This window comes from Paenibacillus sp. J22P169 (genome assembly GCF_059691995.1).
Window position 1 is genome coordinate 243,500 of record NZ_JCAUAO010000004.1, and the last position, 24,647, is coordinate 268,146.

General features: G+C 47.5%; 27 protein-coding genes and 1 riboswitch. Of the genes, 16 read left to right on the forward strand and 11 right to left on the reverse strand.

Translation table 11 applies throughout. The features are described 5' to 3' along the window. Positions 1-89: 89 nt before the first annotated feature. Genes AC58QG_RS21275 through AC58QG_RS21290 form a run of 4 tightly spaced genes read left to right on the forward strand, consistent with a single transcriptional unit; the run spans position 90 to position 3,340 of the window. Entirely contained in the window at positions 90-1,064 is a 975-nt protein-coding gene (locus AC58QG_RS21275) for a BadF/BadG/BcrA/BcrD ATPase family protein (protein WP_497364132.1), read from the forward strand. Between the two features lie 12 nt (positions 1,065-1,076). Continuing rightward, the gene (locus AC58QG_RS21280; protein ID WP_497364133.1) at positions 1,077-1,616 is read left to right on the forward strand and encodes a P-loop nucleotide/nucleoside kinase family protein; all 540 of its coding nucleotides are present in this window, start codon (positions 1,077-1,079) and stop codon (positions 1,614-1,616) included. 54 nt (positions 1,617-1,670) lie between these two features. After that, the gene (locus tag AC58QG_RS21285; protein WP_497364363.1) at positions 1,671-2,759 is read left to right on the forward strand and encodes a low temperature requirement protein A; all 1,089 of its coding nucleotides are present in this window, start codon (positions 1,671-1,673) and stop codon (positions 2,757-2,759) included. Between the two features lie 32 nt (positions 2,760-2,791). After that, the gene (locus AC58QG_RS21290; RefSeq protein WP_497364134.1) at positions 2,792-3,340 is read left to right on the forward strand and encodes a GNAT family N-acetyltransferase; all 549 of its coding nucleotides are present in this window, start codon (positions 2,792-2,794) and stop codon (positions 3,338-3,340) included. A 209-nt stretch (positions 3,341-3,549) separates the two neighbouring features. On the opposite strand, the gene AC58QG_RS21295 is transcribed toward AC58QG_RS21290, so the two are convergent. Further along, positions 3,550-4,878, reverse strand: coding sequence for an MFS transporter (locus AC58QG_RS21295; RefSeq protein ID WP_497364135.1), 1,329 nt, complete (start codon positions 4,876-4,878; stop codon positions 3,550-3,552). 167 nt (positions 4,879-5,045) lie between these two features. On the opposite strand from AC58QG_RS21295, the gene AC58QG_RS21300 reads away from it, so the two are divergent. Both AC58QG_RS21300 and AC58QG_RS21305 read left to right on the forward strand, forming a co-directional pair. Further along, positions 5,046-5,324: an autorepressor SdpR family transcription factor gene (locus AC58QG_RS21300; RefSeq protein ID WP_497364136.1), complete on the forward strand. Its 279-nt coding sequence runs from the start codon at positions 5,046-5,048 to the stop codon at positions 5,322-5,324. Continuing rightward, positions 5,321-5,959 carry an SdpI family protein gene (locus AC58QG_RS21305; RefSeq protein ID WP_497364137.1) on the forward strand — a complete coding sequence of 213 codons (639 nt, stop codon included), beginning with the start codon at positions 5,321-5,323 and terminating at the stop codon, positions 5,957-5,959. The genes AC58QG_RS21300 and AC58QG_RS21305 overlap by 4 nt, the downstream gene beginning before the upstream one ends. 95 nt (positions 5,960-6,054) lie before the next feature. Here AC58QG_RS21305 and AC58QG_RS21310 read toward each other — a convergent pair whose 3' ends face one another. Beyond that, positions 6,055-7,038 (reverse strand): bile acid:sodium symporter family protein, encoded by a 984-nt coding sequence (locus AC58QG_RS21310; RefSeq protein ID WP_497364138.1) that lies wholly within the window; start codon positions 7,036-7,038, stop codon positions 6,055-6,057. A 193-nt stretch (positions 7,039-7,231) separates the two neighbouring features. On the opposite strand from AC58QG_RS21310, the gene AC58QG_RS21315 reads away from it, so the two are divergent. Continuing rightward, a complete protein-coding gene (locus AC58QG_RS21315; RefSeq protein WP_497364139.1) occupies positions 7,232-7,930 on the forward strand; it encodes a class I SAM-dependent methyltransferase in 699 nt (232 codons plus the stop codon). A 63-nt stretch (positions 7,931-7,993) separates the two neighbouring features. Here AC58QG_RS21315 and hflC read toward each other — a convergent pair whose 3' ends face one another. Both hflC and hflK read right to left on the reverse strand, forming a co-directional pair. After that, positions 7,994-8,866, reverse strand: coding sequence for a protease modulator HflC (hflC, locus tag AC58QG_RS21320; protein ID WP_497364140.1), 873 nt, complete (start codon positions 8,864-8,866; stop codon positions 7,994-7,996). Beyond that, on the reverse strand, positions 8,863-9,873 hold the full coding sequence (gene hflK, locus AC58QG_RS21325) for an FtsH protease activity modulator HflK (RefSeq protein WP_497364141.1): 1,011 nt from the start codon (positions 9,871-9,873) through the stop codon (positions 8,863-8,865). Before hflK ends, hflC begins: the two co-directional genes overlap by 4 nt. A gap of 128 nt (positions 9,874-10,001) precedes the next feature. Continuing rightward, a riboswitch (TPP riboswitch) is annotated at positions 10,002-10,100 on the forward strand. 145 nt (positions 10,101-10,245) lie between these two features. On the opposite strand from hflK, the gene AC58QG_RS21330 reads away from it, so the two are divergent. The 8 genes from AC58QG_RS21330 (at position 10,246) to AC58QG_RS21365 (ending at position 17,040) form a co-directional block, all read left to right on the forward strand. Continuing rightward, the gene (locus AC58QG_RS21330; RefSeq protein ID WP_497364142.1) at positions 10,246-10,866 is read left to right on the forward strand and encodes a thiamine phosphate synthase; all 621 of its coding nucleotides are present in this window, start codon (positions 10,246-10,248) and stop codon (positions 10,864-10,866) included. Continuing rightward, positions 10,867-12,090: a glycine oxidase ThiO gene (gene thiO / locus AC58QG_RS21335; protein WP_497364143.1), complete on the forward strand. Its 1,224-nt coding sequence runs from the start codon at positions 10,867-10,869 to the stop codon at positions 12,088-12,090. Next, positions 12,074-12,277: a sulfur carrier protein ThiS gene (gene thiS / locus AC58QG_RS21340; protein WP_056608183.1), complete on the forward strand. Its 204-nt coding sequence runs from the start codon at positions 12,074-12,076 to the stop codon at positions 12,275-12,277. The genes thiO and thiS overlap by 17 nt, the downstream gene beginning before the upstream one ends. A 3-nt stretch (positions 12,278-12,280) precedes the next feature. Next, positions 12,281-13,048 (forward strand): thiazole synthase, encoded by a 768-nt coding sequence (locus tag AC58QG_RS21345; RefSeq protein WP_497364144.1) that lies wholly within the window; start codon positions 12,281-12,283, stop codon positions 13,046-13,048. A gap of 16 nt (positions 13,049-13,064) precedes the next feature. After that, positions 13,065-13,907, forward strand: a complete 843-nt coding sequence (thiD, locus tag AC58QG_RS21350; RefSeq protein ID WP_497364145.1) for a bifunctional hydroxymethylpyrimidine kinase/phosphomethylpyrimidine kinase — start codon at positions 13,065-13,067, stop codon at positions 13,905-13,907. After that, entirely contained in the window at positions 13,904-14,581 is a 678-nt protein-coding gene (thiE, locus tag AC58QG_RS21355) for a thiamine phosphate synthase (protein WP_497364146.1), read from the forward strand. Before thiD ends, thiE begins: the two co-directional genes overlap by 4 nt. A 569-nt stretch (positions 14,582-15,150) precedes the next feature. Then, positions 15,151-15,921: an ArsR/SmtB family transcription factor gene (locus AC58QG_RS21360; RefSeq protein ID WP_497364147.1), complete on the forward strand. Its 771-nt coding sequence runs from the start codon at positions 15,151-15,153 to the stop codon at positions 15,919-15,921. A gap of 3 nt (positions 15,922-15,924) precedes the next feature. Next, the gene (locus AC58QG_RS21365; protein WP_497364148.1) at positions 15,925-17,040 is read left to right on the forward strand and encodes an aminopeptidase; all 1,116 of its coding nucleotides are present in this window, start codon (positions 15,925-15,927) and stop codon (positions 17,038-17,040) included. A gap of 74 nt (positions 17,041-17,114) precedes the next feature. On the opposite strand, the gene AC58QG_RS21370 is transcribed toward AC58QG_RS21365, so the two are convergent. Beyond that, positions 17,115-17,465 (reverse strand): MmcQ/YjbR family DNA-binding protein, encoded by a 351-nt coding sequence (locus AC58QG_RS21370; RefSeq protein ID WP_497364364.1) that lies wholly within the window; start codon positions 17,463-17,465, stop codon positions 17,115-17,117. Between the two features lie 90 nt (positions 17,466-17,555). After that, positions 17,556-18,407, reverse strand: a complete 852-nt coding sequence (locus AC58QG_RS21375; RefSeq protein ID WP_497364149.1) for an AraC family transcriptional regulator — start codon at positions 18,405-18,407, stop codon at positions 17,556-17,558. Between the two features lie 146 nt (positions 18,408-18,553). Between AC58QG_RS21375 and AC58QG_RS21380 the strand changes: the two genes are divergently transcribed. After that, a complete protein-coding gene (locus AC58QG_RS21380) occupies positions 18,554-19,405 on the forward strand; it encodes a sugar phosphate isomerase/epimerase family protein (RefSeq protein ID WP_497364150.1) in 852 nt (283 codons plus the stop codon). A gap of 328 nt (positions 19,406-19,733) precedes the next feature. On the opposite strand, the gene AC58QG_RS21385 is transcribed toward AC58QG_RS21380, so the two are convergent. Genes AC58QG_RS21385 through AC58QG_RS21405 form a run of 5 tightly spaced genes read right to left on the reverse strand, consistent with a single transcriptional unit; the run spans position 19,734 to position 24,642 of the window. Next, positions 19,734-20,465: a nucleoside phosphorylase gene (locus AC58QG_RS21385; RefSeq protein WP_497364151.1), complete on the reverse strand. Its 732-nt coding sequence runs from the start codon at positions 20,463-20,465 to the stop codon at positions 19,734-19,736. Position 20,466: 1 nt separating this feature from the next. Further along, positions 20,467-21,144: a sulfite oxidase-like oxidoreductase gene (locus tag AC58QG_RS21390; RefSeq protein WP_497364152.1), complete on the reverse strand. Its 678-nt coding sequence runs from the start codon at positions 21,142-21,144 to the stop codon at positions 20,467-20,469. Positions 21,145-21,175: 31 nt separating this feature from the next. Continuing rightward, positions 21,176-22,099: an ABC transporter permease gene (locus AC58QG_RS21395; RefSeq protein ID WP_497364153.1), complete on the reverse strand. Its 924-nt coding sequence runs from the start codon at positions 22,097-22,099 to the stop codon at positions 21,176-21,178. Continuing rightward, positions 22,083-23,150 (reverse strand): ABC transporter permease, encoded by a 1,068-nt coding sequence (locus tag AC58QG_RS21400; protein ID WP_497364154.1) that lies wholly within the window; start codon positions 23,148-23,150, stop codon positions 22,083-22,085. The genes AC58QG_RS21395 and AC58QG_RS21400 overlap by 17 nt, the downstream gene beginning before the upstream one ends. Beyond that, positions 23,143-24,642, reverse strand: coding sequence for an ABC transporter ATP-binding protein (locus AC58QG_RS21405; RefSeq protein WP_497364155.1), 1,500 nt, complete (start codon positions 24,640-24,642; stop codon positions 23,143-23,145). The genes AC58QG_RS21400 and AC58QG_RS21405 overlap by 8 nt, the downstream gene beginning before the upstream one ends. Positions 24,643-24,647: the final 5 nt, after the last annotated feature.

The following is a 24,647-nucleotide window of genomic DNA, read 5'->3' on the forward strand; positions in this document are numbered from 1 at the left end:
CAACTATTCACTGGAAGGGATCTACAGGATTATCCATTTTTATCTCGAATACTTGGATACAGCTTTTTTTCGGGGAGGAACAAGAGGAAATGGAGAAGAGAATTGTAATTGGCATCGATGGTGGAGGAACGCACACAAGAGCAGTGGCAGTGGATTTATCCGGTCGAGTAGCCGCTTTTTCACAAACGGGCGCTGCTAATATTCATAAGGATTCTAATGCAAAAGAGCATGTGAGAGCTGCGATTACCAGCCTATTAGTAAAAGCAGGACGAAATGAAGGAGATATCGTTTCACTTGTAGCAGGAATTGCCGGACTAGATCGGGCAGAGGATCAGGTGTGGTGTGACGATTTTATCGCAATTGATGGGGTACATGGGAAGAAACGGGCCGTTAGTGATGCTTGGATCGCGCAAGTCGGCGCCTTAAGTGGAGAGCCTGGGATTATTGCCATTTCAGGGACGGGATCCGTTGTTTTTGGTATCAAAGAGAACGGGGAGCAGCTGCGAAACTATGATTTTCGGCAGTATGCAAGCTCGACTGCGAGGCATCTTTCCTACGAAACCGTCTTTCGTATCCTAGCAGGAAGCTATGTGTTGGAAGACGAAGAACTTATTTCAAGGATCTTTGCCTATTGGGGAGTCTCGCATATGCAGGAACTAGGTAAATTAGCCTCCACTGGTTTCATACCCGACCAGCAAGCCTGTAATCGGAAATTTGGTGACATGGCGCAACTGGTAACAGATGCTGCGGCAGCGGGGAGTCCTTTGGCGAAAGAGGTGTGTAATGTGGCAGTCTCCCAGCTCGTAACTGCAATCCGGCTTATCGGATCGCAATTTACATCGAATTGTATCCGTTTAGCACTGATCGGCAGTGTAGCACGTAGTCCGTATATGATGAAGCGACTTGAATACGAAATAGCCCGAGATAATAAGCAAGGAAAGACATATGAGGTCCAGCAGCCACGATACGAACCTGTCACTGGTGCTATCCTTATGGCGTTTCATCAAGCAGGAATCCACATAACGAATGAAATCTATGAGAATCTGAGTTTGAGCCAGCGGTAAGGAGTGATAACCATGCAAACTGTCTATCTGATATCTGGCCCAGCAGGGGTCGGAAAGTCAACGACCTCACGGGAATTGGCCAAAGCTTTGCCCAATTCCGCATATATTTCAGGTGATGCAGTTAGTTATATGCACGTGAATGGCCGTGAGAAGCCATGGGAAAGTCGATCTGAGCTATCCCTCATTTGGCATAACATTTGGCAGCTTACTGCTAATTTTATTGCACATGGCGTAGACGTGGTCGTCGATTATGTGACGTTTCCTGAAGAGGCAGCATGGCTCCAAAAGCAGTTAATGGCATTAAATGCTAATGTTGTTTATGTTGTTTTGTGGACAGACAAAGCGACGATTCTGCAAAGGGATCAAATGAGATTGCCGCAGCATCAAATGGGTGAACGTTGCCTAATTCTCATCGATGAATTTGAAAACTCGGGATTAGAGCCGAAACATCTTATGGATACGAGTCTACGCCATGTTGAGGATTTGAATGAGATCATAGATGACATTCGGAGTAACGAAAGATACAGGCTGAAATTCGAATTATGTCCATAACAAAGGAGCCCCTAAATGAACAATCACGCAACAGGGCTACATCACATCAAAGCAATGGTCGAGAAAAAGGTGACCTGGCTTGAGTTGTTTTACGATTTACTATTTGTAGCGGCCGTTTCCAAAGCAAGTCACGTCTTGCTGCATGTGCATCATGGCACGATTCCGCTAGAGTATTTGAGCAAATTCGTTCTCATCTTTATTCCAATCTGGTGGGCTTGGGTAGGGCAGTCGCTTTTTGTCAATCGGTTTGGGCGGGACAGTACCTCGCATCGCGTCTTTCTCATTCTGCAATTATTTTTTGTGCTAATTATGACGGCTAGCCTGTCAGTCGATTTTGATCAGTATTTTGTGCCATTTCTTATCGGATATTTAGGTTTGAGAGCGATGACGGCCATTCAATACCTGGCTGTACATCAAAAAGAAGAAGAACATCGTCGGAACACAGCGCGTTACTTAGGCAGCCGATTCTGGATCGGACTTGCCATATCGGCGCTCTCCCTGTTCTTCGATTCATGGATCCGATACGCTGTGTTGTACGCGGGCATTATGGTGGATATTCTGCTCCCCTTAATGGGGCGGAAATATTTGCTGAGAAGCCCGATTAACACCCATCATTTATTAGAGCGCTTCTCGTTATTCACGCTGATCCTGCTAGGGGAATCGGTCATTAGTATACTTGCCGTCTTGCAGTCGAGCGATTGGACGTGGCAATCCATTGTTTTCGCGTCCATCACCTTTCTATTAATCATCGCGATGTGGTGGCAATATTTTGAGAATGTGGAGAAGAAAGTGAACAAAGCGCTAGAAACGGCAGGGCAAACCATCATCTATGGCCATTTATTCATTTATTTATCCTTGTGTATGATTGCCGCTTCGATACAGCTGTTATTCTTGGAGCAGTTGAATTATGGGTTTATGTTGAGCTTTATTTTCGGCTCTGTGCTCCTGTATTTTTTCTCAACATCACTGGTTTTTCACAAGTATAGACATGCACATCAAAGGCTAGGATTAGCACATTTAGCGATATTTCTAGGGCTGCTAGTTGTATTTCTTGGGTTGGATCTGATGTTCGAAATGCCAAATTACGTAATTATCGGAGAAATGACGTTATTTTTTGTTGTGTATGCGAAGGGAACGACTTGAGACTTGAGATATCACTGGGAGGGGAACATGATATGCGCGTAGACATTAACGCTGACCTTACACTCAAATCACTCGAACCAAAGGATGCGGAAGCTTTATTTGCACTAACCAATAGCTGTCGGGATTACCTGAGAGAATGGTTGCCATGGGTGGATGCGACTCAGCATAGCGATCAGTCAAGAGCATTCATCCAACACTGTCAAAATCAAGAGGCAGCCAATAATGGCTTCAATGCTGGCATTTGGTATAAAGGAGAGTTCGCAGGCTGCATTGGATTTCACCCGATTAATTGGGCTAATCATTACGCTAGTCTGGGTTATTGGCTAGGGGAAGGCTTTCAAGGTCATGGCATAATGACTCGGGCCTGCCAATGGGTTATCGATTATTCGTTTAACGAACTGGGCCTAAATCGCGTGGAAATCAGATGTGGAGAAAGCAATTTCAAAAGCCGAGCCATCCCAGAGAAATTAGGATTCACGAGAGAAGGTCAGGTTCGCGATGCCGCGTGGCTTTACGACCATTATATCGACCTTATCGTGTATGGCATGCTGAAGCGGGAGTGGCGAAAGGGAAACCAATAAACGTACAGGGTCAAAGATAACTTTTTCAAAGCAAAAACGATTGATGAACTCATCCTCTCGAGTATTGTACATGAGGTTAATCATGAGGGCATGATTGCTTCGATGCTTAAGGTGCTTAAATAACGACCAGATCACATAAAAACAGCTCTTCAAAGAATAACTTTGAAGAGCTGTTTTTGTTTATTACATGTAGGATAGCACGCCATCCATTATTCCGTCTGACGCTCCGTCTGTATCCCCGATAGCCTGTACCACAGAAGCATCCCCAGCGAACAAAGCCCAACCAGAATTAACAATCCATATACATGCATGTACGAATAAAGAAGCGACGTATTCTGCTGGATTTCCAGTAAAATACCGCATATCGCGACTGATATTGATCCTCCAAAAAACTGGATGAGTTGCATGAGTCCCATGCCTGAGCCAATTAAGTGCTTCGGCAGAATGCGCGAAGTTTCGTTATTCAATGACGCAATCGTCGCTGAAAATGCAGGAGAGAAACAAAGATAGCCAATCAGAATGACATGCGGCGAAGCGCCGAGCAGCGTGGAGAATGCAATCATCACCAGTGATAAGACTCCATGGCCGATAAGCAGAAATCGCAGATTGCCGAATCGATCGATCCATCGGCCGACGAAGCGGGTTAGGAACGCGGAGAGGATCGCGCCTGGCGCAATTGTTAAACCGATGGCCATCGCCGATTGATGGAACAGCTTGGCCAGTACGAGCGGCATCAGAAATAGATTCCCAAGGTTCAAGACCAAGATACAGAAACCGATCACGACAAGCTTCCGGAACGCGGGATTCGCCAGCAATACGGGATTAATGAACGTGTCGCTTGAGCGCCGCAGATGCCAAACGTGTACACCAAAGGAGAGGGCACTAATGGCAAGCCACACGCCAGAAATCTGCGTGACAGCGAGTAGTAAGGTCGCGGCATTGACGACCGTCAATAGCGCTCCTAGCATGTCGAAACGGAACGCTACGGGCTGCTCCTTGGGGAGCAATCGCAAGAGAATAGGAAGAATGACTAAGACTAAGCAGGTAATCGCGAACAAGCCATTCCAGCCCCAATATTCGCTGATAATGCCGCCAACGATAGGGCCGAGCCCGAAGGCCATCGCACTCCCCGCGGAAATCATCGCAATGGCCGAGCCTCTTCGTTCAATCGGGATGTAACGGCTGGCGAGTACCAATCCTAGACCGGCCATGACTCCTGCACCTGCGGATTGTAGAATACGGGCAGCAAGCAAGGTGTGGAATTCCCGAGCGAAGAGACCAAAAACAGACGAAAGTCCAAGGATGATAAGCCCTATGGTTAGGAGCTTGCGTATTGGAACCACATCGGAGAGTCTGCTATATAGGACGGTTGATAAGGCATAGCCAATGGAATAGCTAGAGATGACCCAAGATCCGAGATCCGCAGTGATGCTGAGATCTTGAATAATACTAGGAATCGAGACGTTGAACATCGTCGTATTCATAACAACAATGAACAAGCCGATTGTCCAAACGGGCATTACAATTTTATCGTTCATGTGGATCCATCCTGTCTGACGCGAGATGTACATATGATTTCCTTATTATAAACCTACATCGTCTAATAGCCAAAATTGATAGGCAATCGCCAATTGACAGGTTGGAAAATCGGAGGTATTATTTTATTATACATTTAGATAAATATCTAAATAAGGAGGACCACCATTTGAATGAGGCATTTAAAGCGTTAGCGGACCCGACTCGTCGTGAAATTTTACAGTTGCTGCGAGAAAAGAGTATGAATGCTGGTGATATTGCTGATCATTTTAAGATTAGTAAGCCGAGCATATCGCATCATTTGAACCTGCTTAAACAGGCTGGGCTCGTAATGGATGAACGTCAGGGACAACATATCATGTATACCTTGCATACCACGGTTGTTGAAGACGTCATCGGATGGATGTTTAACATACTTAACAAAAAAGATGAGGAGGAACCATCATGAAAAAATGGAAGGAGATTTTGTTATATGTGATTAGCCTTTCCCCAGCGTTAGGGGGCTTACTCCTGTATAATCGTCTTCCGGACACGATGGCGAGCCATTTTGGAGTGAATAATGAAGTGAACGGTACGATGAGCAAAGAAATGTCGCTGCTCATGCTGGTGCTGCTGGGTCTGCTGCCGCTGTTCATGCGGGTTATGAGAGCGATCGATCCGAAGAAAGCGAATTTCGAGAAATTCCCTGCGGCTTTTGAGGTGACACGATTCGGGATCTCCATCCTTTTAGCTGTCGTAGGTTGGGCGGTCATTTTCTTTAACTTGGGGCATAGCTTGGACTTTAAGAAAATCACCATGATATTACTGGGCGCGCTGTTTGCCGTAATGGGGAACTTTTTGACGCAAGTGAAGCCCAATTATACGTTTGGCATACGGACACCATGGACACTCGCGAATGAAGAAATTTGGAGGAAAACACATCGTTTGGGCGGTCCACTTATGATGCTGGGCGGAGTCATTTCGTTTATCGCCGCGTTCTTAATGACACCAATCGCAATCTTCATTTTTATAGCGGCAATTGTCATCAGTTCCTTTATTCCGGTCATCTATTCGTATGTTATTTTTACCCGTCTTTCAAAGTAAATAGACGATAGGAAGACTGCCAGCGATAAGCTGAGCGGTCTTTTTTTAACTACGGTCAAATTTTCTTGACAATCGACAAACGAAGAGTCGCTAGCTTACATCTGTTTAACACCATTAACCTTTAAGCTTGGCGTGTCACTTTTCAATGCATATTTCCGATTTAGCAGAAATCCGAAGAGGGAAGCAAGGGATTGCTGAAACAGCATGCCAAGCACAACTGGAATTGCCACAGGGGGCGGGAAATAGGCAACAGCGAGTACCGCGCCCGCACTTATATTTCGCATACCACTGTTAAACGTAAGGGCAACCACGACATCTTGTTCCCAGCGGAACAACCTAGCGACAAGCCATCCAAGCATGTAGCCTAGCGAGGCCACGATGAGCACGAAAGCTGCCAGACCGAGCAATTTTGCGTTGAAGTCACGTAAGTAGGGCGCGATGACGGAGCTATTAATGGCGACGACAACGCCCATGAAAATTTTAGAAAAAGGACCTAAACGGCCACCCCACTGCTCCTTTATTTTCCCCCGCGTCCATTGATTCAGCAGCATCCCGAGGAGAGAAGGGACAACGATCATGAAGAATAAGCCTTTCATCATAGCGAACGTATCGAGCTGAACCTTGGTACCGACCAATACAGAGAGCGTATATGGCACGACGAAAGGTGAGAGGATCGTATCCATAAGGATGATCGAAAGTGTCAGTACAATATTGCCTCGATAAATCGCCACCCACACGAAACTAGTAATGCCAGTTGGAATGGCAGCGGCCAAAATAAGTCCCGTAATCGTCAGCGGTTCGTGACTATAAACAACATGCCCAAGACCGAGCGCAATAAGCGGCATCCCGACATGCAGAATAAATAAAGTAGCTAGAAGTGGAAGCGGTTGAACGACAACCTTGATGAATTCTTTGAAGCTGGAAGCGATACTTCCCGAAAAGGTCATAAAGGCAAACAACCAAGGTGAAAGATAGGTGAATCCAGATAAGTGACTTCCGAGCAGAACCCCGATAAGGACACTTAGGGGAGTGATGAGCGGCAAAATCTTTTCTAATTGTCGATTCAACTGAGGCAGCATCTAGGTGAACATCCTTTCTGGACTAGCATAAGCACGTTTTCCTCATTGTAGCAGAACGAGCATTAGAGGAGTAGACTGTACCATATTTACTTCCAGAAATGTAAATTTAGTTTTCTTGGGTGAATGTGGACACACAAAAGACTGCCGAAAGACATAAATATGACTAATGTGACAATTGAAAGGAGTCCATATAATGTATCGTTTCTGGGATAAAGTCATTAAACTGATTATGGTATCCGTACATCCGAAGCATATTGTGGAAATCGGGGCACACGCGGGGAATACTTCTGTACAACTACTGGAATATTGTTTAGGATTTGGCGGAAAGTGTGTCATCATCGATCCTGCGCCGTTATTTGATGTAGATAGCTTTACAGCACGCTATGGAGAATCATTCGAGCTAAAGAGAAAACTCAGCCTTGAAGCTTTGCCAGAATTGAAGGAAATGGACCTCATCCTCATTGATGGTGACCATAATTGGTATACGGTGTTTCACGAACTGAAGGAGATCGAAAGAATCGCAAGGGTACAAGGGAAATTCCCGATTGTCTTGTTCCATGATACGCAGTGGCCGTATGGTAGACGTGACATGTACTATATGCCAGAGACGATTCCTGCTCAGTTCTGCCAACCTCATGCAAAGAAAGGCATGGCACCTGGGCGGCGGGAGCTTCTTGAACATGGCGGATTGAATTATGGTCTCAATAATGCCTTTTTGGAATATGGGGAACGCAACGGGGTACTGACTGCGATTGAAGATTTTCTGAAAGAGACGAGTTTTGATTTGACATTTAAGCAGCTTTTTTCCAACAACGGCTTTGGGATTGTTTATCCGAAAGATCAAGAGACTACGAAATTGGTCGAGTATGTATTTAAGGCATCAGGAATGTAGCTCGAAGCGAGCCAAGGCTGCCATTGAACACAATGGCAGCCTTGGATAAAGAGAATTGAACTTTTATTTACCAAGTAAAATTTTCGTGTATGGAGAATCGATAGGCAGCATGATGACAGGCTCTCCTTTAAATGACACCAAGTAACTATCCAGCGTACGATAGAAATTGTAGAAAGCAGGATCCTGGCCGTAAGCAGTGTTGTAAATTTTAGCCGCCTCTTGCTCGCCTTCGGCTACGATTTTCTTCGCATCCGCTTGGGCTTGCGCGATTAGTTCACTTGCCTGTCTGTCGGCTTTGGAGGTGATTTTCTTGGATTCCTCATCGCCCTCAGACAAGTACTTCGCCGCAATAGATTGACGGTCGGAGATCATCCGTTTGTACACGCTTTGCTTGTTGGAATCGGGCAGATCCGTGCGCTTGATGCGTACATCGACGATTTGGATACCGTAGTTATCGCGTTCCATCAACTCCGAAACTTCCTTCGTAATCTCATCGTTCAAGTTACCACGTTGTGTGTTTTCGCTAATGATATCGCTGTAATTAATTTCCGATAACTTCCGTCTAACGGTGTTGTACACAGCAGCATCAATACGTTCTTCTCCGCCTGTGATCGATTGAATCGTGCGCAAGAACTGCTGAGCATCATCAATCCGCCATACCGTATAGTTATCAACTTCGATTGGCTTCTTATCTTTGGTCAAAATGGAAGTAGGCTTGCTATCGTAAACCATTTGGTATTTAGGGAGCGTGCGAACCGATTCAATGAATGGGATTTTAAAATGAATACCAGGTTCGGTTTGGATACGAACGGCTTCTCCGAATTTGAGAACGACGCGGTATTGGCCTTCTTTGACAATAAAGATGGAGATTAGGAAGAAAAAGACGAGAACGACACCAATGATGGATCTCAAAATCCATTTACTTTGTAAGGTCATTTCGCAGCTCCTCCTTGCGTCGTGCCGGTTGCAGCAGCAGGTGTGCGCAGCAGCTCATTAATCGGCAAATATTTGACCGTTTCGCCGGTGCTGTCGCTGATGAAAATTTTGGCATTCGGTAATATTTTCTCTAACGTCTCGATGATAAGCCTGCTCTCTGTAACTGATTTATTATTGGCGTACTCTGCATATAGGGCGTTAAACTTCGCAACATCCCCCTGTGCATTCAAAATCCGTGATTTCTTCTGGGCCTCGGCATTCTCTAGAAGTGCCTGAGCGTTACCGCGTTCCCTTGGAAGGATATCATTTTCGTATTTTGTCGCTACGTTAATCTTCGTATTTTTCTCTTCACGAGCGTTGGTTACATCTTTAAAAGCATTTTGCACATCGCCCGCTGGCGGCTCGATATCTTGGAACTTCAAATCGACAATATGGATACCTGTTTGATACTTCGTCTGCATCTCAATCAGTCGCTCTTTAACCTTGCCTTGGACCTCGGTTTTTCCTTCTGTAATGGCAAAGTCTAGCGCCGTAGCGCCGATAACCGAACGAATCGCTGCACTCGCGGAGTTGCGAAGGAACAATTCAGCATTATCAATATTGTACAAGTAGTTACGCATGTCACTGATATTCCATTCCACAACGGCATCAGCGGATAAAATATTTTCATCCCCCGTAATCATCATCGCTTCTTCTTCTACGGGTGTGATTTTGCCATTGGTTTCACGGAAGCCAATTTGGATACGCTGTGTCTTTTTGGCAGGAAGTACAATGACCTGTTGAATAGGGAAAGGGAGTTTAAAGTGCAGCCCAGCTTCTTTTTCAGTCGTGTATTTGCCTAGGGTTAAAATGGCCGCTTTCTCATGCTCCTGGACCGTATAGAAGGTGGACTTTCCAAAGATAAGGACGAGAACGATAATAAGGCCGGCAATGATTTTGGTCACCAAGCCCGGCGGGAGCGAGGTTGGTCTTCGTCGATCTGGTTCTGGGAGTACAAATGGCTCCATTGAAAACACCCCTTTAATATAAGTTTTACTGATATGCTATACGGGAAGTTTTGGGAATGGTTTCAATAGGAAAATTGTTATTTCCAAGAGTTGGCTGTCATGCTATGATATTGAGTAATTGCATACGAATGAATCCCTAGGGGCGCCGAGAGGCTGAGACAGTGTAGACTGAACCCTTTGAACCTGATCTGGTTTATGCCAGCGGAGGAAAGTGGAACGAATTTTGGAGCCGATTTAATATTTGTTTATGATGAGGCAGCCTACAACCACTTTCCTGAGGAAAGTGGTTTTTTTGTGTTTTACGACGGTGTCAGAATAGTTTGCTTGCTAATGAACACAAGTGATGTTTGGTGGAGAGGAAGTGGGTTGTAGGTGTCGGAGAAAGAGCTGCATGTCATAACGGACGGGAAGCTTACATGGTCTGAACTGGCGAAAATTGCGGTTCAAATCTACCCGTATGTCACGGCGATCCATATTCGCGAGAAAATGAAGTCCTTGGACGAAGTGTTTATCGGCGTGCAGTACTTATTGGAGCAGGGGATTCCTGCGAAGCGTTTGTACGTCAACGGTTTTCCTTCTATTGCGCTCGCCTTACAGACAGGGGGGCTTCAGCTTCCAGGCACGACGCCAGCACTTGTTATACAAGATGAGTTTTGCCGGGGGATACAGCGCATAGGAGTCTCAGTGCATCATGCAGATGAGGCGAAATGGCGTGAACAAGATGGCGCCGATTATGTCATGTTCGGTCATATCTTTGCGACCAACTCCAAGCAAGGAGTGCCCCCAAGAGGCTTGGAGCAATTACGGGAATTAGTTAATCACATTAACATTCCAGTGATTGCGATTGGCGGGATGACGCCTGCAAGTGTAAGATCCGTGCTGGATACAGGAGCATCTGGCATCGCAGTCATGAGCGGAATATGGGAAGCGGCGGATCCTCTCGGAGCCGTTATAGCCTACCAAGATGAGCTTAGACAAATAGAGGTGAGTTAAATGTCAGCAGCAAGATCAGATGTCATCATCGTTGGCGGTGGTGTGATTGGCACATCCATCGCGTATTACTTGGCAAAAAGAGGGCAATCCGTCACGCTGCTGGAGCGCAGCCAGCTAGGCACAGAAGCCTCGGCAGCGGCAGCGGGCATGCTCGGGGCGCAGTCCGAGATGGAAGACACAGGCGCCCTATTCCAGTGGGCGCGACAAAGCCGTGCCATGTTCCCCGAGCTGAGCGGGGAACTTCGAGAACTCACGGGCATCGACATCGGTCTCGTCCGTGAGGGGCTGCTGAACGTCGCGCTCAGCGACGTTCAAGAGGAGGAGCTGCGCGCGCGGGAAAAGCTCCAGCGCGACGCGGGCGAGAAGGCCCAGTGGCTCAGCGCCGCTGAAGCCACGGCCATAGAGCCCGCGCTGAGCGGGGCGACGCGCGGAGCCCTGTACCTGCCCGAGGATGGGCAGGTAGATGCTCCGCTGCTTGCGGCGGCATTCGCGCAGGCGGCGCAGGTACTGGGGGCGAAGGTGCAACCGTTCGCCCAGGTGCAAGGGCTGCTGACCGCGCAGGAGCGCGTCATCGGCGTGCTGACGGCCGCCGGTCCGCTCTACAGCGACCACGTGGTCGTCGCCGCAGGCACGTGGAGCGGTCAGCTGCTAGGGAGCATCGGCATCGATCTGCCGATGTATCCCGTGAAGGGCGAGTGCTTCTCCGTGAGGACACCGAAGCCTATATTGAAGAAAACCCTGTTCACACCAGGGTGCTATATCGTTCCGAAAGCCGGCGGACGGCTAGTGGTCGGCGCGACGGTCGTGCTGAACAGCTATGACCGCAAGGTGTCGCTCTCAGGTCTAGCCGAGCTGATGGAGCGCGCGAGGGGGCTGATGCCCGCACTCGGCGATGCCGAGTGGGAGAAGGCTTGGTCGGGGCTGCGTCCGCAGACAGCCGACGGGCTTCCATACATTGGAAAAGTACCGACACATGAGGGCCTGTATACAGCGTGTGGTCATTACCGCAACGGGATTCTGCTGAGCCCGATCACCGGGAAAGTGATGGCGGATTGGATTGTAGGCGGAGATGGCGCAGGTGAACAAGGGATACATGCGATAACCCCTTGGTTGGATTCGTTCAGCCCTGATTTGTCACCAGAGACGACGCGAGTAAGTCACGGGGAACAGGACTTATTTTCAGCTTCAGGAAAGGAATTGATAAGCATTGAAACTGCACATTAATGGTCAACAGGTTGACGTACCCGATACGATTCGGACCGTAGTGGAGCTGCTCGCGCACTTTGATTTAAGCGACAAAATGCTTGTGGTGGAGCATAATGCAGCCATTTTACATAAAGAGGATCACGCTGGAGCTGAGCTTGCAGAAGGACACAAAATTGAGATCGTTCATTTCGTTGGAGGAGGATAAAACATGTTAAAAATCGGTCCATATGAGTTTCGTTCACGTTTGCTGCTAGGTACGGGGAAGTTTCCTGATTTTCAGATTCAAAAACAAGCGGTGGATATCAGTGAATCCCAAATTTTGACGTTTGCGGTTCGTCGGATGAACATTTTTGAGGCGAGTCAGCCGAATTTCTTGTCGATGTTGGATACGTCGAAGTTCACGTTGCTGCCGAACACCGCAGGTGCCAAAACTGCTGAAGAAGCGGTTCGCATCGCTCGTTTAGCTAAGGCATCAGGTTTATGCGACATGATCAAAGTCGAGGTTATTGGGGATGAAATGACACTGCTGCCTGATCCAGTGGAAACGCTGAAAGCTTCGGAAATGCTGCTGGAGGAAGGCTTTATTGTACTTCCGTATACATCAGACGATGTGTTATTAGCTAAACGTCTGCAAGCACTTGGCGTACATGCGATTATGCCTGGTGCATCACCAATTGGCACGGGGCAGGGGATCATTAACCCGTTGAACCTGAGCTTCATCATCGAGCAGGCGACGGTTCCGGTCATCGTGGATGCAGGAATTGGTGCACCTTCGGATGCGTCGTTGGCGATGGAAATGGGTGCGGACGGCGTACTGCTTAACACGGCAGTATCGGGTGCAAAGGATCCTGTCAAAATGGCATACGCCATGAAGCTCGCGATTGAAGCGGGACGCGCTGGCTTTGAAGCGGGACGCATTCCGAAGAAGCGTTACGCATCGGCGAGCAGTCCAATGGATGGTTTGAGCCGGGTGTAGGAAAAGGGGGAGTACCGTGGCGATTTACAAAGCTTTGACGATTGCCGGCTCGGACAGTGGCGGTGGTGCGGGCATTCAGGCGGATCTGAAAACATTTCAAGAGTTAGGCGTGTACGGCATGTCCGTAATTACGGCTGTTACTGCGCAGAATACGCTGGGTGTACAAGGGGTTTACCCGATGAGCGCGGAAGCGATCGAACGCCAACTGATGTCCATTGGGGAAGATTTACGACCAGATGCTTTGAAAACAGGCATGCTGTTCAGCGGCGAAATTATTCGCATTGTGGCGGCGGCGATTAAGAAATATGCATGGAAGCAGATCGTTGTAGATCCTGTGATGATTGCCAAGGGCGGAGCTTCGCTCTTGCAGCAGGAGGCGATTGACGCGATGATTCATTCGTTGCTGCCACTAGCTGATGTGGTGACGCCGAATATTCCTGAAGCGGAGGCGCTTAGCGGGATATCGATCACGGATGGAGACTCCCGGCAGAAGGCGGCCTTGCGAATTCATGAGTACGGCTGCAAGCATGTGATGATCAAAGGCGGTCATGAAGCGAATACGGAACAGGCGACGGATCTGCTGTATGATGGAGTTTCCTTTACCGAGTTCACTTCGAAGCGATTGGTTACGCAGCATACGCATGGAACAGGCTGCACATTTGCAGCCGCATTGACATCAGGATTGGCGCAAGGACACACGACGAAGGCGTCCTTACAACTGGCAAAAAGCTTCATCCACGCTGCGATCTCGGAGCCTTTACATATCGGAAGCGGGCATGGACCGACAAATCATTGGGCTTATCAGCAGAGTGTTCGAGCAGCTGATTCAAGAGCTACGCCCACGCGAGGTGTGCGATGAGCGTTGTAAGAAATCAAGAAGAGCTGCGCAGTGCGCTGCGTTTGTATTTGGTCATGGGCAGCCCTAACTGTGCTGGGGCTGACCCGTACGAAGTGCTGGAAGCCGCCATCGACGGCGGCATCACGATGTTTCAACTGCGCGAGAAGGGCCCCGGTGCCCTACAGGGGGCGGAGCTGCTCGCGCTGGGTGCGCGGCTGCGCCGCCTTTGCGCGCAGCGCGGGATCCCGTTCATCGTGAACGATGATGAACGGCTGGCTCTAGAGCTTGCGGCCGATGGAATCCACATCGGCCAAGAGGATGCCCCAGCCGCCGACGTGCGCCAGCGGCTGCCGAACATGATCGTGGGCGTATCGGCCCACGATCTGGGCGAGGCCCAGTTGGCGCTGGCAGAAGGCGCCGACTACTTGGGCGTAGGCCCCCAGTACGCCACGCGAACGAAGCTCGATGCGCGTGAGGTCCAGGGGCCTGCCGTACTAGCGCGGATGCGCGCAGGCGGCATCCAGCTGCCGCTCGTGGGCATCGGGGGGATCGATGCCACGAATGCAGGCGCCGTCATCCGCGCAGGCGCGGACGGCGTCGCGGTGGTGAGCGCCATCGCGGGTGCTCGATCACCGCGTGAAGCTGCGGAGTCGCTACGGAGGCTGCTTTACGTGTCGTCATCGAATATCGACTGACAAAAATCAATCTCCCATCATCACATCAACAAATAACGACTGACAAAAATCAATATTTGGTAAATGAAATTACACGTCTCGAACATTTAATAGGGGGTTAGGGAATTCAATTTGAATGGAACTATCCCCTCGGTCATTACGCATCATCACATCAACAAATAACGACTGACAAAAATCAATATTTGTAAGATGAAGTTGCTCTTCTCCCGAACATTTGATAGAGGGTTAGGGGAACCATTTGGAATGGAACGCCCCCTTCGGTCATCTCGCATCATCACACTAGCAAATAACGAATGACAAAAATCAATATTTGTAAGATGAAAATGGCTAGTTTTGAGCACTTGATAGGAATGAATAAGTTCTGCTAGATGACACGAACCAATTAAATTTGCATTTTCCTGGCGACGTTTCTACCTTTATTGGTGACAGAAACGTCCCTTTTTGCTACCATAGTAGAAAGCTTAATTTCGGTAACCCTTTAAAGCGGTGAACTGTCGCATAGACAAAGGTCTAGTACTGAATCATTTGGTACTCCGAAACCGCAATTGACATAGATTCTGTTTAGCATTATGATACGGTTAAAAAGATTTGACCGTCGTTTAATTAATCTTTCTAAGAGATTAAAAGTTGACCAAGAGGCGCTGTTGCAAGGCTTTTCGAGAGAAATACTCGTTCTAGCATTTGTTACACCGTTCACCTTGGAACTAGAGAGGGAGGTCGGATCCACGATGAAACTGCAGCCTGTTTATATCATTGAAGAACTTGAACAACTCAAAACCATAAGCGATCCACTTCGCGCTAGAGTACTGCTTTATCTCATAGAGAAAGCTTATACCGGCCAGCAGTTGGCTAAACTGTTAGGAATGGCGCGTGCCAAGGTGCATTATCATTTGAATGAGCTTGAGCGACATAATTTGATTTGTGTTGTTCGTACGGAGCTTAAGAATGGTATTGTACAAAAATTCTATCGTGCGGTAGCGCGAGGGTTTGTACCTGGCGAGAACTTACTTCCGTATGTTTCGGAGGTAGAAAATTATTACCGAGAACGTACATTGAGTGTACTTGGACATGCTAGAAACAGAGCGATTAATGCGCCTGAAGAGGCGTTTCAGATTCCGTCACCCGACCGATCTCAATGGCCGATCATCATGACGCAGGTTGAAGTGCAAATGAGTAGAGCGAAGTATACGGAATGGTTGAGGAAATTTCGCGCCCTGATTTATGAGCTCGATGCTGAACAAGAAGAGAGCGGGGAATGGTTTTATCTGACTACGGTCGGCTTTCAGACACATGAAAGAGGCTTTGACCCCGTTGAACCCGCCCAAGAAGAGGAGAGTTAATCCATGTTGGATCCTAGACTAACTAAGCTTGCAGACGTATTGGTGAATTACTCCGTAAAAGCGAAAGCTGGCGAGAATATTTTAATTGAAGCGTACGGTATTGATTCCGCGTTGGTTAAAGAAATTGTTAAGAAAGTTCATGCCGCAGGAGCACATCCTTTTGTAAACTTGCGTGACCATGCTGTCATTCGTGAACTCGTTATGAACGGGACAGAAGCTCAAATGCAAACATGGGCGGATGCAGATGCTTTCCAAATGAAACAAATGCAAGGCTACATAGGGGTACGCGGCGGCGCTAATATTTATGAGCTGTCGGATATTCCAGCGGATCGGATGAAGTTATACAACTCCGTGTATTATCAACAGGTTCATTTTGATGTCCGTGTGAAGGATACGAGATGGGTCGTTCTGCGTTACCCAACGTCTTCGATGGCGCAGCTTGCTAGCATGAGTACAGATGCGTTCGAGGATTTCTATTTCAATGTATGTACGATGGATTATGGCAAAATGTCAAAAGCGATGGATCCGTTGAAAGAGCTTATGGATCGCACGGACAAAGTGCGCCTAGTGGGTCCTGGAACGGATTTGACCTTCTCCATTAAAGGAATCGGCGGCGTGAAATGCGATGGTGAGCTGAATATTCCGGATGGTGAAGTGTACTCGGCTCCAGTGCGTGATTCCGTTAACGGTGTCATTTCTTACAACACTCCTTCGCCTCATGATGGCTTTATCTTCGAGAATGTTGTGCTTCATTTCGAAAATGGTAAAATTGTTAAAGCGACAGCGAATGATACGGATCGCATTAATGAGATTTTTGATATGGACGAGGGCGCGCGTTATGTTGGTGAGTTCGCGATTGGCGTGAATCCTTACATTCAACACCCGATGAAGGATATTCTGTTCGATGAGAAAATCGACGGCAGCTTCCACTTCACGCCTGGTAATTGCTATGATGATGCGTATAATGGCAACAAATCTTCGCTGCACTGGGATATGGTAAATATCCAACGTCCGGAATACGGTGGCGGTGAAATTTGGTTTGACGATGTTTTGATCCGTAAGGACGGCATTTTCGTATTGCCAGAGCTTCTAGTCTTGAACCCGGAGAACCTGAAATAGGTTTCCCGTTCTATTGAAATAAGGTTGTCCATCGTCATAGACGTGGGCAACCTCTTTTTTGTTGCAGACAAGTTTTATGACATCGTACTTTTCAACTGCTGAACAAGCTTCTTAGGTGCCGTCCGCGCATACCCTTCTACGATTAAATCCTGAATTTCAGTCCAAGGCACGAGGTCAACGTTCAGAATGCTTACCCAGCCATGACGGCCGATGTAAGGCGTCTTTTGATACGCTGTGCCTTCTTGACCTAAGAGGAATTCCTGGGTTGTAAGATTCGTTTTGAGCGATGTTGAGACTTGGCCATCGGTCTCACCAATAAAAATAAAAGGTTTGTCTTTGACACGAAAGGTGGTGTGGCCAAAGCCATCTACCTTTTCTTCTACTTCCGGCAGTATAGTGCAAAAATTGCGGATTCTGGCAACCATCGCGAGTCCTTGAGCGGATTCAATCTGACTGTGGGACAAGAGGATCAACTCCTAAAGAGTGGATTTGGACTTTCGAGAAACAACTGCCAATTAAATCCGGCGTTGCTGTGACTGATACTGCCGAGGTGGCAGACCGACAGCCTTTTTAAACGTCCGAATGAAGTTGGAATAATCGTTGAAGCCTGCTAACTGGCAGGTGTCGGTGACCGTAGAGCCTTCGCGCAGCAAATGTTTAGCTCTGGCTATACGTTTGAACAGGATGTGCTCGTGAATCGTGCTGCCTGTATGCTTTTTGAATAGTCGGCACAGGTAAGAGCGATTCATGAAAACGACCTGCTCTAGAACCTCAAGCGAGAGATCTTGATCTAAATTTTCGTCAATGTAGGTGAAGAGAGAGGAGAGCTTGTCCGGCATCATGACCTGTTCTTCTTGTTTACCTTGATTTTGAAAGATCCGATTAATAAAAACAAGCAGTTCAATAAAGGTCGATACGTACAGGATATCTGATCCAGGCAGTGCCTGTGGGCGGCGATGCATCTCCATGCGATCATAGAGCTTCATGATGTCGTCGATTTGCGGCGGCGTCAGTCTCATCCGATTTTGCTCACCAAAAACGCGGTTATCAAAGCAGTCCAACAGGTTGAACTCTGGAGAATTGAATTGCTGCAACAGAGCAGGATTGAAGTGAATAACGACGTTCTCGTAACGTTGTTTTTTCGATTGGAAATTAGGCCGATGAAGCTCATTGCTATGCATAATCAGCAGGTCGCCATACTGCAAGGGATACACTTGCTTTTCGATAAAATAATGAACGTCACCTGTCAGAAAGAAGTAGATTTCATATTGATCCTGATGCTGGTGGAAATCCAGTGGGATCGGATTATGGGTTACCGCGTGTCGAAAAGTCAACAGCTGATTAAGATTTTTGTACATTTCCTGCATGTGAAGATCTCCTCTGTGTGGAGTTGGAGTCAATATAAGCAAACTTTTGCCCAATTAATGCAATGAATACGTTTTTATTATACTGCAAAATATAGGAGAGATAAACATTCAACCTATTCTTGCTTATAACTTAAGGAGGCCTATATATGAAATTATCCGTATTTACTGTTGCTACACCAGATTTGACACCTGAAGAGCTTGCTAAAGTAGCCGCTGCTGCTGGTATTTCTGGCATTGAGTGGCGCTTCAAAGATATCCCTGCGGACGCAGTGGGAGAGACGCCATCCTTCTGGAGAAACAATCTGTGCTCCATTGATCCATCTGCTTCGGATGCAGAACTAGAGCGCTTTAAACAAGCAGCGCTTAATGAAAACCTAGTTAATCTGAGCATTACACCGTATCTGAACAACTGTGATGTAGCGGAAACGGAGCATGTCTTCAAAGCGGCTCAAAAAATCGGCGTTCCTTTTATTCGTGTTGGCGTGCCTGGCTACGATAAGAGCCAAAACTACAATGATTTGTTTGCCAAAGCAGTGGACTACCTTCACCATGTACAAGAGCTATCGCAGCAATATGGGGTGAAAGGTTTAGTTGAAACGCACCACAACACGATCACTGCAAGTGCTGGGTTAGCGCATCGACTCGTATCTGGTTTCAAACCGGAGAACATTGGTGTGCTTCACGATGCAGGGAACATGGTACATGAAGGCTTCGAGAACCACCGTATGGGCCTTGAATTGCTAGGACCTTACCTTGCACACGTGCATGTCAAAAATGCCGCATGGACGCTTACAGGCGAAGAACAAGACGGCATTAAGCTTTGGAAAAGCGAATGGGCACCAATTGATGCGGGTATCGTGAACTGGAAGCAAGTACTTAGCGATTTGAAAGCAGTCGGCTACGACGGTTACCTCGGTATTGAAGATTTCAGCGGTCAATTCGGTTCTCAAGAGATGCTAAATAACTTCGCAGCGAAAGTGAAGCAATGGCTGGCGTAATAGTATAAGAGAAAAACCTTCAAAACCACTGTCAGTGGGGTTGAAGGTTTTTTTGTGCTCGGTTTATTGGTGGTTAAAATGCAAAAATACAAACTTTTTAGGTGAAGTAGCTTAGGCTTGTTTAATAAATGCAAAAGTGCATCCTTTTGGATCGAAAAGGTCTGAAGAGAGCTGAAATCACAAAAATTGATGCCTTTTCGCATCAATTGCATCTGAAATCGCTTATTTGTTAGAAAAAAGATGCACTTTTGCACTTCTCAGCAGGATGGACTGGACGCTGGTGGTTGCGATACGATGGTGCTGCTACCTGAATATAGCTTGGCTAACTCTATTTGTCTTCTGTATGCAGCTTCACAAACGCACGAATCGCAGCATTAATCTCCCGCTCAATAGCCCCAGAAACGACATCCGTATGCGGGTTGTACACTTCACGCAGATCGGCATCCGCATAGCCATCCAAAGCGACGATGGCACCCGCACGCACACCACGAAGGGAAGCGATGACATAGAGGGCGGCAATTTCCATCTCAACGGCCAAAGCGCCAGCTTGCTTGTATTTACGGTGGGGGAATTCCTCAACCCCTTGGAAGAAAGCATCCAATGTAACCGTAATCCCTTGCTTCACGAGTCCATCCGTTTCAGAAGCCGCTTCGAATAGCGCACGGGTAACAGCGTGATCAGCTACCGCGGGGAAGCCGTGAGGAACTAACTGGCGAGTCAAGCCTTCTTCACGTACTGCGGCTGTACTTACAACGAGGCTTCCAGGCGGTACGTCGGCTGAGTAAGATCCAGCGGTTCCTACGCGAATCAGTGTCTTGACGCCACCTTTGATGAGTTCTTCGAAGCAAACAGCCGCTCCTGGCGACCCGACACCATGACTTACAACGGTAATGGGAACGCCATCTTTTTCGCCAACGAAGGTCCGATATTCTCGGCTAAAGGAAAGCTCGCGTACATTGTCTAGTTTGCGGGAAATAGCTTCCGCTCGGAACGGATCACCGCACACGATGGCGTAAGGAGTTAAGTCTTCCGAATTGACTTGTAAGATAGGTAATAGCAACTTAATCGAACTCCTTTCTGACCCACTCATCTTCTGGAATTGGTATGGCTTCACCTGAGAAGCGCTGTTCTTCGAAAGGATCTGCGACGTTATGGAAGCCATTGCGTTCCCAGAAGCCTTCGCGATCTTCCGCCATGAATTCGATGCCGCGAATCCATTTAGCACTTTTCCAGAAGTACAAATGAGGGACAACGAGCCGAAGCGGCCAGCCATGCTTTAGCGTAAGTGGCTCGCCATCAAAGGTCATAGCCAGTAAGATGTCGTCACCCATCAAATCTTTGAGCGGCACATTCGTTTCATAGTCGTTGTCCGCATGAATCATGACAAACTTTCCTTCTGGCTTTACATCAATCAGTTGAAGGAAATCTCTGAATCGCACACCTTCCCATACCGTATCCAGCTTGGACCAACGGGTCACACAGTGAATATCGCATTGAACTTGTGTACGAGGTAGGGCAAGTATGTCGTCGTAGCTGAATGTTTTCTCTTCGGCTACTTGTCCAAAAACGCGTAACGACCACGCCGTCATATCGTACTTTGGTACTTCACCCTCATGTAAAATGGGGAAGCGGTCCGTAACAACTTGACCAGGTGGAATTCGACCAGCAAGCTCTTGTGGAACGTCTACAGCGGGAATTTGCATGCGCTTGATGCGCTCCGCTTTGGTGTCTTTATGCATCTGCCATCCTCCTAAGCTTATGCGTGCTCTGTTATCGCGAGCTGCCATTCGCTTTCTGCGCATCCTCTAAGTAATTACTTTTACGGAAGAACAGCATGGCAAGCAATGTCACGATATAAGGCAGCATTTGTGTGAAATGGGTAGGTAATGAGAAGCCCTGAAGTCGGATACTGAACGCATCCATTAAGCCGAACAGTAAGCTGGAAGCCATGACGCCAATCGGATTGGCTTGTCCGAGCATAGTCGCAACGAGTGCGATGAAGCCGCGGCCTGCTGTCATGCCTTCAGTGAACATGGTCACTTGACCCAGTGAAAGCTGAGCGCCTGCTAGTCCGCAAAGGACACCACAGATGAGAACGGCCAAATATTGCATCCGATTGACCTTAATACCGATACTCTTCGCGGCAACCGGGTTTTCACCGACAGCGATCATTCGGAAGCCAATAACGGACCTAAATAGTAAATACTGAAGAGCGAATACAAGTACAAAAGCTAGATAGACAAGAGGGGAATGCCCGGAAATAATCCCGCCAATGACAGGAATATCTTGAATGAAGGGGATGTCCCACTTCGGAAGTCCGATCATATTTTTATCATAGTAAGCGCCTTTTACATTAAAAATGGCTTTCAAACAAAACGCTGTTAATCCTAAGGCGAGGAAGTTGAATGAAATACCGACGACGATAACATTTGCTTGCAAATGTATACTTATATAAGCAAATATCAGTGAAAACAGCATGGTTACGGCTATGGCAATGAGCACGGCAAGGAATACGTTGCCTGTGTAATAATTACCAACAATCGCCGAGAAGGCGCCAACCAAGACGAACCCTTCTAAGCCGACATTAAACAATCCGACCCGCGAACAGATCGCTCCGCCGAGTGCTGCAAGAAGAATGGGAGCAACCATGCGAAGCATGGAGTTAAATAATGATACATCAAGAAGATGCTCCATCGCCCTTGCCTCCTTTCCGACGTTTCCATAGGGTATAGCTGAATTTAGCTGTTACAAAGAGAATTAACAACGATTGAATGACACTGGATATTTGCAGTGGAATGTCTGTATTGCGCTCAACACCCATGCCTCCGGTCTGCAAGGCAGCAAGGAGAAGAGAGGCGATGGCCGTACCTAAGGGGTGAGCCCCTGACAGTAAAGTCGCCATGATGCCTGACCAAGCATAGCCTGGATTCGATATCATCCCATCGGTATAGCGATATTGCATACCGAGAACCTCGACGGCTCCAGCAAGTCCGGCGAAACCGCCGCTAGCGAACATACTCGTTAGCATCACTTTTCGTCTATTTACCCCGCCATAGGCTGCAAATAAGGGGTTATAGCCCAACATCCGAATTTCATAACCAGCAACGGTATATTTAATGAACAAAAACAAGAGAATGGCTAGTCCAATGGCTATGATAAAGCCGGCATGGACGCTCATCCCTTGAAACAGCTTGGGAAGCCATACGCCTTTATCAATCATCATTGTTTGGGCGAGCGCTGCTGAACCCGATTTGTCTTTCAATGGATAAGCAACCAAATATCCTGCGAATAAAGCCGCTATATAATTAAGCAACAATGTTGTAATGATCAAATTCATCCGAAATTTAGCATCGAGCCAGCCGGCAAACGCTGACCAAATGCCGCCTGCTAGAATGCCGCCAAGAATGGCAGCTAGTAATTTAAATAACGGAGGTCCAGGCAGGTACAGCGCAACCATGGCGCTGGATAAAGCGCCTAGAATCATCTGGCCTTCCGACCCCATGTTGAAAAATCCAGCACGAAAGGCGATTGAAACGCCTAACCCAACAAGAATGAGTGGAGTGGCGCGCGTTAATGTATTCGTGAAATAGAAGAAGTTGCCGAAGGCACCTTTCCACATCTCTGTGTACGTTTCAATGACGGACCCGCCAATCAGCAAGATGGCAATCGCACCACCGAGTAAACCAATGACAACAGCCAGCAGCGGTTGAATCCAAGCGCTTAGATTGAGTCGACTTTTAAGCATTTGAATTTCCTCCTGCCATCCATAAGCTAATTTGCTCCTCTGTTGCTTCTTCTGCTGACAATTCGCCGACAATTCGGCCTTCATACATGACAACGATCCGATCGGACAGCTGGAGAATCTCTGTTAACTCAGAGGAAACTAATAATATAGCTCCTTGCTCGTCCCGTTTTCGGAGGAGCTCTTCATGAATCAATTCCATGGCCCCGATGTCAACACCGCGCGTAGGCTCAGCAGCAATGAGGAAAGGTTGTTTCTGAGCAATCTCTCTGGCCACAATAAGCTTCTGCAAATTACCGCCGGATAGGAACTTCACTTTGGTATCTTGAGAGCCAGCCTTAATCTGAAATTGCTGGATGAAGCCGCTCACCATCTGACGCAGCCCCATACCTTGTAAAAAGCCTGAGCGACTTGTGGTTTTATGATGGCCCATCGTACCATTTTCTAACACAGTGCCTTCTTTGGCTGCACCCCATTGATAACGATCTTCAGGTACATGGGATAGTCCAATTTCTCTGATTTCACGAACAGAGCGTCCTTGAACAGGCTTGCCTAATAATTGAATTTCTCCCTGATCAATCGTTTGAAGTCCGGAGATCGCTTGAATCAATTCCGATTGGCCATTACCTGAAATGCCAGCAATACCAACGATTTCTCCGGCTTTTACTTGCAAATTAACACGATCGAGCACAGGCTTTCCTTTATCTCCAAGAATGGAAACGTCTTGAACCTGAAGAATGGTCTGACCAACATTCAGATCACGTTTCTTAAGCTGCTTCAAATCTCTGCCTACCATTAACTTGGAAAGCTCTTCGATGCTAGTTGCGCTTGCATCTACGGTGCCTGTCATTTTCCCGTCCCGAAGCACGGTAACCCGATCCGCAACTTCCATCACCTCATGCAGCTTGTGCGTAATGATGATGAAACTCTTGCCCTGATTGGCTAGGCTCCTCATAATGACGAGCAGCTCCTTCGCCTCCAGAGGCGTGAGCACACCAGTGGGCTCGTCCAAAATAATAATGTCTGCGCCTTGATATAACACTTTCAAAATCTCCACGCGCTGCTGCAAGCCTAATGGGCAATCAGCGACTTTCATGGTCGGATTAATGGGTAGGCGATACTTGGTGCAAAGCTCTTCGACCTGTGAAACAGCTTTTTTACGATCAAATTTGAGTCCAGCTTTGGGCTCATTGCCGATCACGATATTTTCAGCCACAGTAAACGACGGAAAAAGCATGAAGTGCTGATGCACCATACCGATACGATGACGAATAGCGTCAGTAGGGTTGGTAAACACAACTTCTTTGCCATTCAGAAGAATACTGCCAGCCGTAGGCTGCTCCATGCCGTACAAGATGCGCATTAGGGTTGTTTTGCCGGCGCCATTTTCCCCGACTAATGCATGAATTTCACCTTGACGCAGCGAGAAATCAACGCCCAAATTAGCTGTTAAATTGCCATATGTTTTTGTAATTTGACGCATTTGAAGCAGCATAACGG

Bases quoted from the DNA above. Each gene is read 5' to 3' on its own strand.
- AC58QG_RS21275 (WP_497364132.1), top strand. From the start codon at position 90: ATGGAGAAGAGAATTGTAATTGGCATCGATGGTGGAGGAACGCACACA.
- AC58QG_RS21280 (WP_497364133.1), top strand. From the start codon at position 1,077: ATGCAAACTGTCTATCTGATATCTGGCCCAGCAGGGGTCGGAAAGTCA.
- AC58QG_RS21285 (WP_497364363.1), top strand. From the start codon at position 1,671: ATGGTCGAGAAAAAGGTGACCTGGCTTGAGTTGTTTTACGATTTACTA.
- AC58QG_RS21290 (WP_497364134.1), top strand. From the start codon at position 2,792: ATGCGCGTAGACATTAACGCTGACCTTACACTCAAATCACTCGAACCA.
- AC58QG_RS21295 (WP_497364135.1), bottom strand. From the start codon at position 4,878: ATGAACGATAAAATTGTAATGCCCGTTTGGACAATCGGCTTGTTCATT.
- AC58QG_RS21305 (WP_497364137.1), top strand. From the start codon at position 5,321: ATGAAAAAATGGAAGGAGATTTTGTTATATGTGATTAGCCTTTCCCCA.
- AC58QG_RS21310 (WP_497364138.1), bottom strand. From the start codon at position 7,038: ATGCTGCCTCAGTTGAATCGACAATTAGAAAAGATTTTGCCGCTCATC.
- AC58QG_RS21315 (WP_497364139.1), top strand. From the start codon at position 7,232: ATGTATCGTTTCTGGGATAAAGTCATTAAACTGATTATGGTATCCGTA.
- hflC (WP_497364140.1), bottom strand. From the start codon at position 8,866: ATGACCTTACAAAGTAAATGGATTTTGAGATCCATCATTGGTGTCGTT.
- hflK (WP_497364141.1), bottom strand. From the start codon at position 9,873: ATGGAGCCATTTGTACTCCCAGAACCAGATCGACGAAGACCAACCTCG.
- thiO (WP_497364143.1), top strand. From the start codon at position 10,867: ATGTCAGCAGCAAGATCAGATGTCATCATCGTTGGCGGTGGTGTGATT.
- AC58QG_RS21345 (WP_497364144.1), top strand. From the start codon at position 12,281: ATGTTAAAAATCGGTCCATATGAGTTTCGTTCACGTTTGCTGCTAGGT.
- thiE (WP_497364146.1), top strand. From the start codon at position 13,904: ATGAGCGTTGTAAGAAATCAAGAAGAGCTGCGCAGTGCGCTGCGTTTG.
- AC58QG_RS21360 (WP_497364147.1), top strand. From the start codon at position 15,151: ATGATACGGTTAAAAAGATTTGACCGTCGTTTAATTAATCTTTCTAAG.
- AC58QG_RS21365 (WP_497364148.1), top strand. From the start codon at position 15,925: ATGTTGGATCCTAGACTAACTAAGCTTGCAGACGTATTGGTGAATTAC.
- AC58QG_RS21370 (WP_497364364.1), bottom strand. From the start codon at position 17,465: ATGGTTGCCAGAATCCGCAATTTTTGCACTATACTGCCGGAAGTAGAA.
- AC58QG_RS21375 (WP_497364149.1), bottom strand. From the start codon at position 18,407: ATGCAGGAAATGTACAAAAATCTTAATCAGCTGTTGACTTTTCGACAC.
- AC58QG_RS21380 (WP_497364150.1), top strand. From the start codon at position 18,554: ATGAAATTATCCGTATTTACTGTTGCTACACCAGATTTGACACCTGAA.
- AC58QG_RS21390 (WP_497364152.1), bottom strand. From the start codon at position 21,144: ATGCATAAAGACACCAAAGCGGAGCGCATCAAGCGCATGCAAATTCCC.
- AC58QG_RS21395 (WP_497364153.1), bottom strand. From the start codon at position 22,099: ATGGAGCATCTTCTTGATGTATCATTATTTAACTCCATGCTTCGCATG.
- AC58QG_RS21400 (WP_497364154.1), bottom strand. From the start codon at position 23,150: ATGCTTAAAAGTCGACTCAATCTAAGCGCTTGGATTCAACCGCTGCTG.
- AC58QG_RS21405 (WP_497364155.1), bottom strand. From the start codon at position 24,642: ATGCTGCTTCAAATGCGTCAAATTACAAAAACATATGGCAATTTAACA.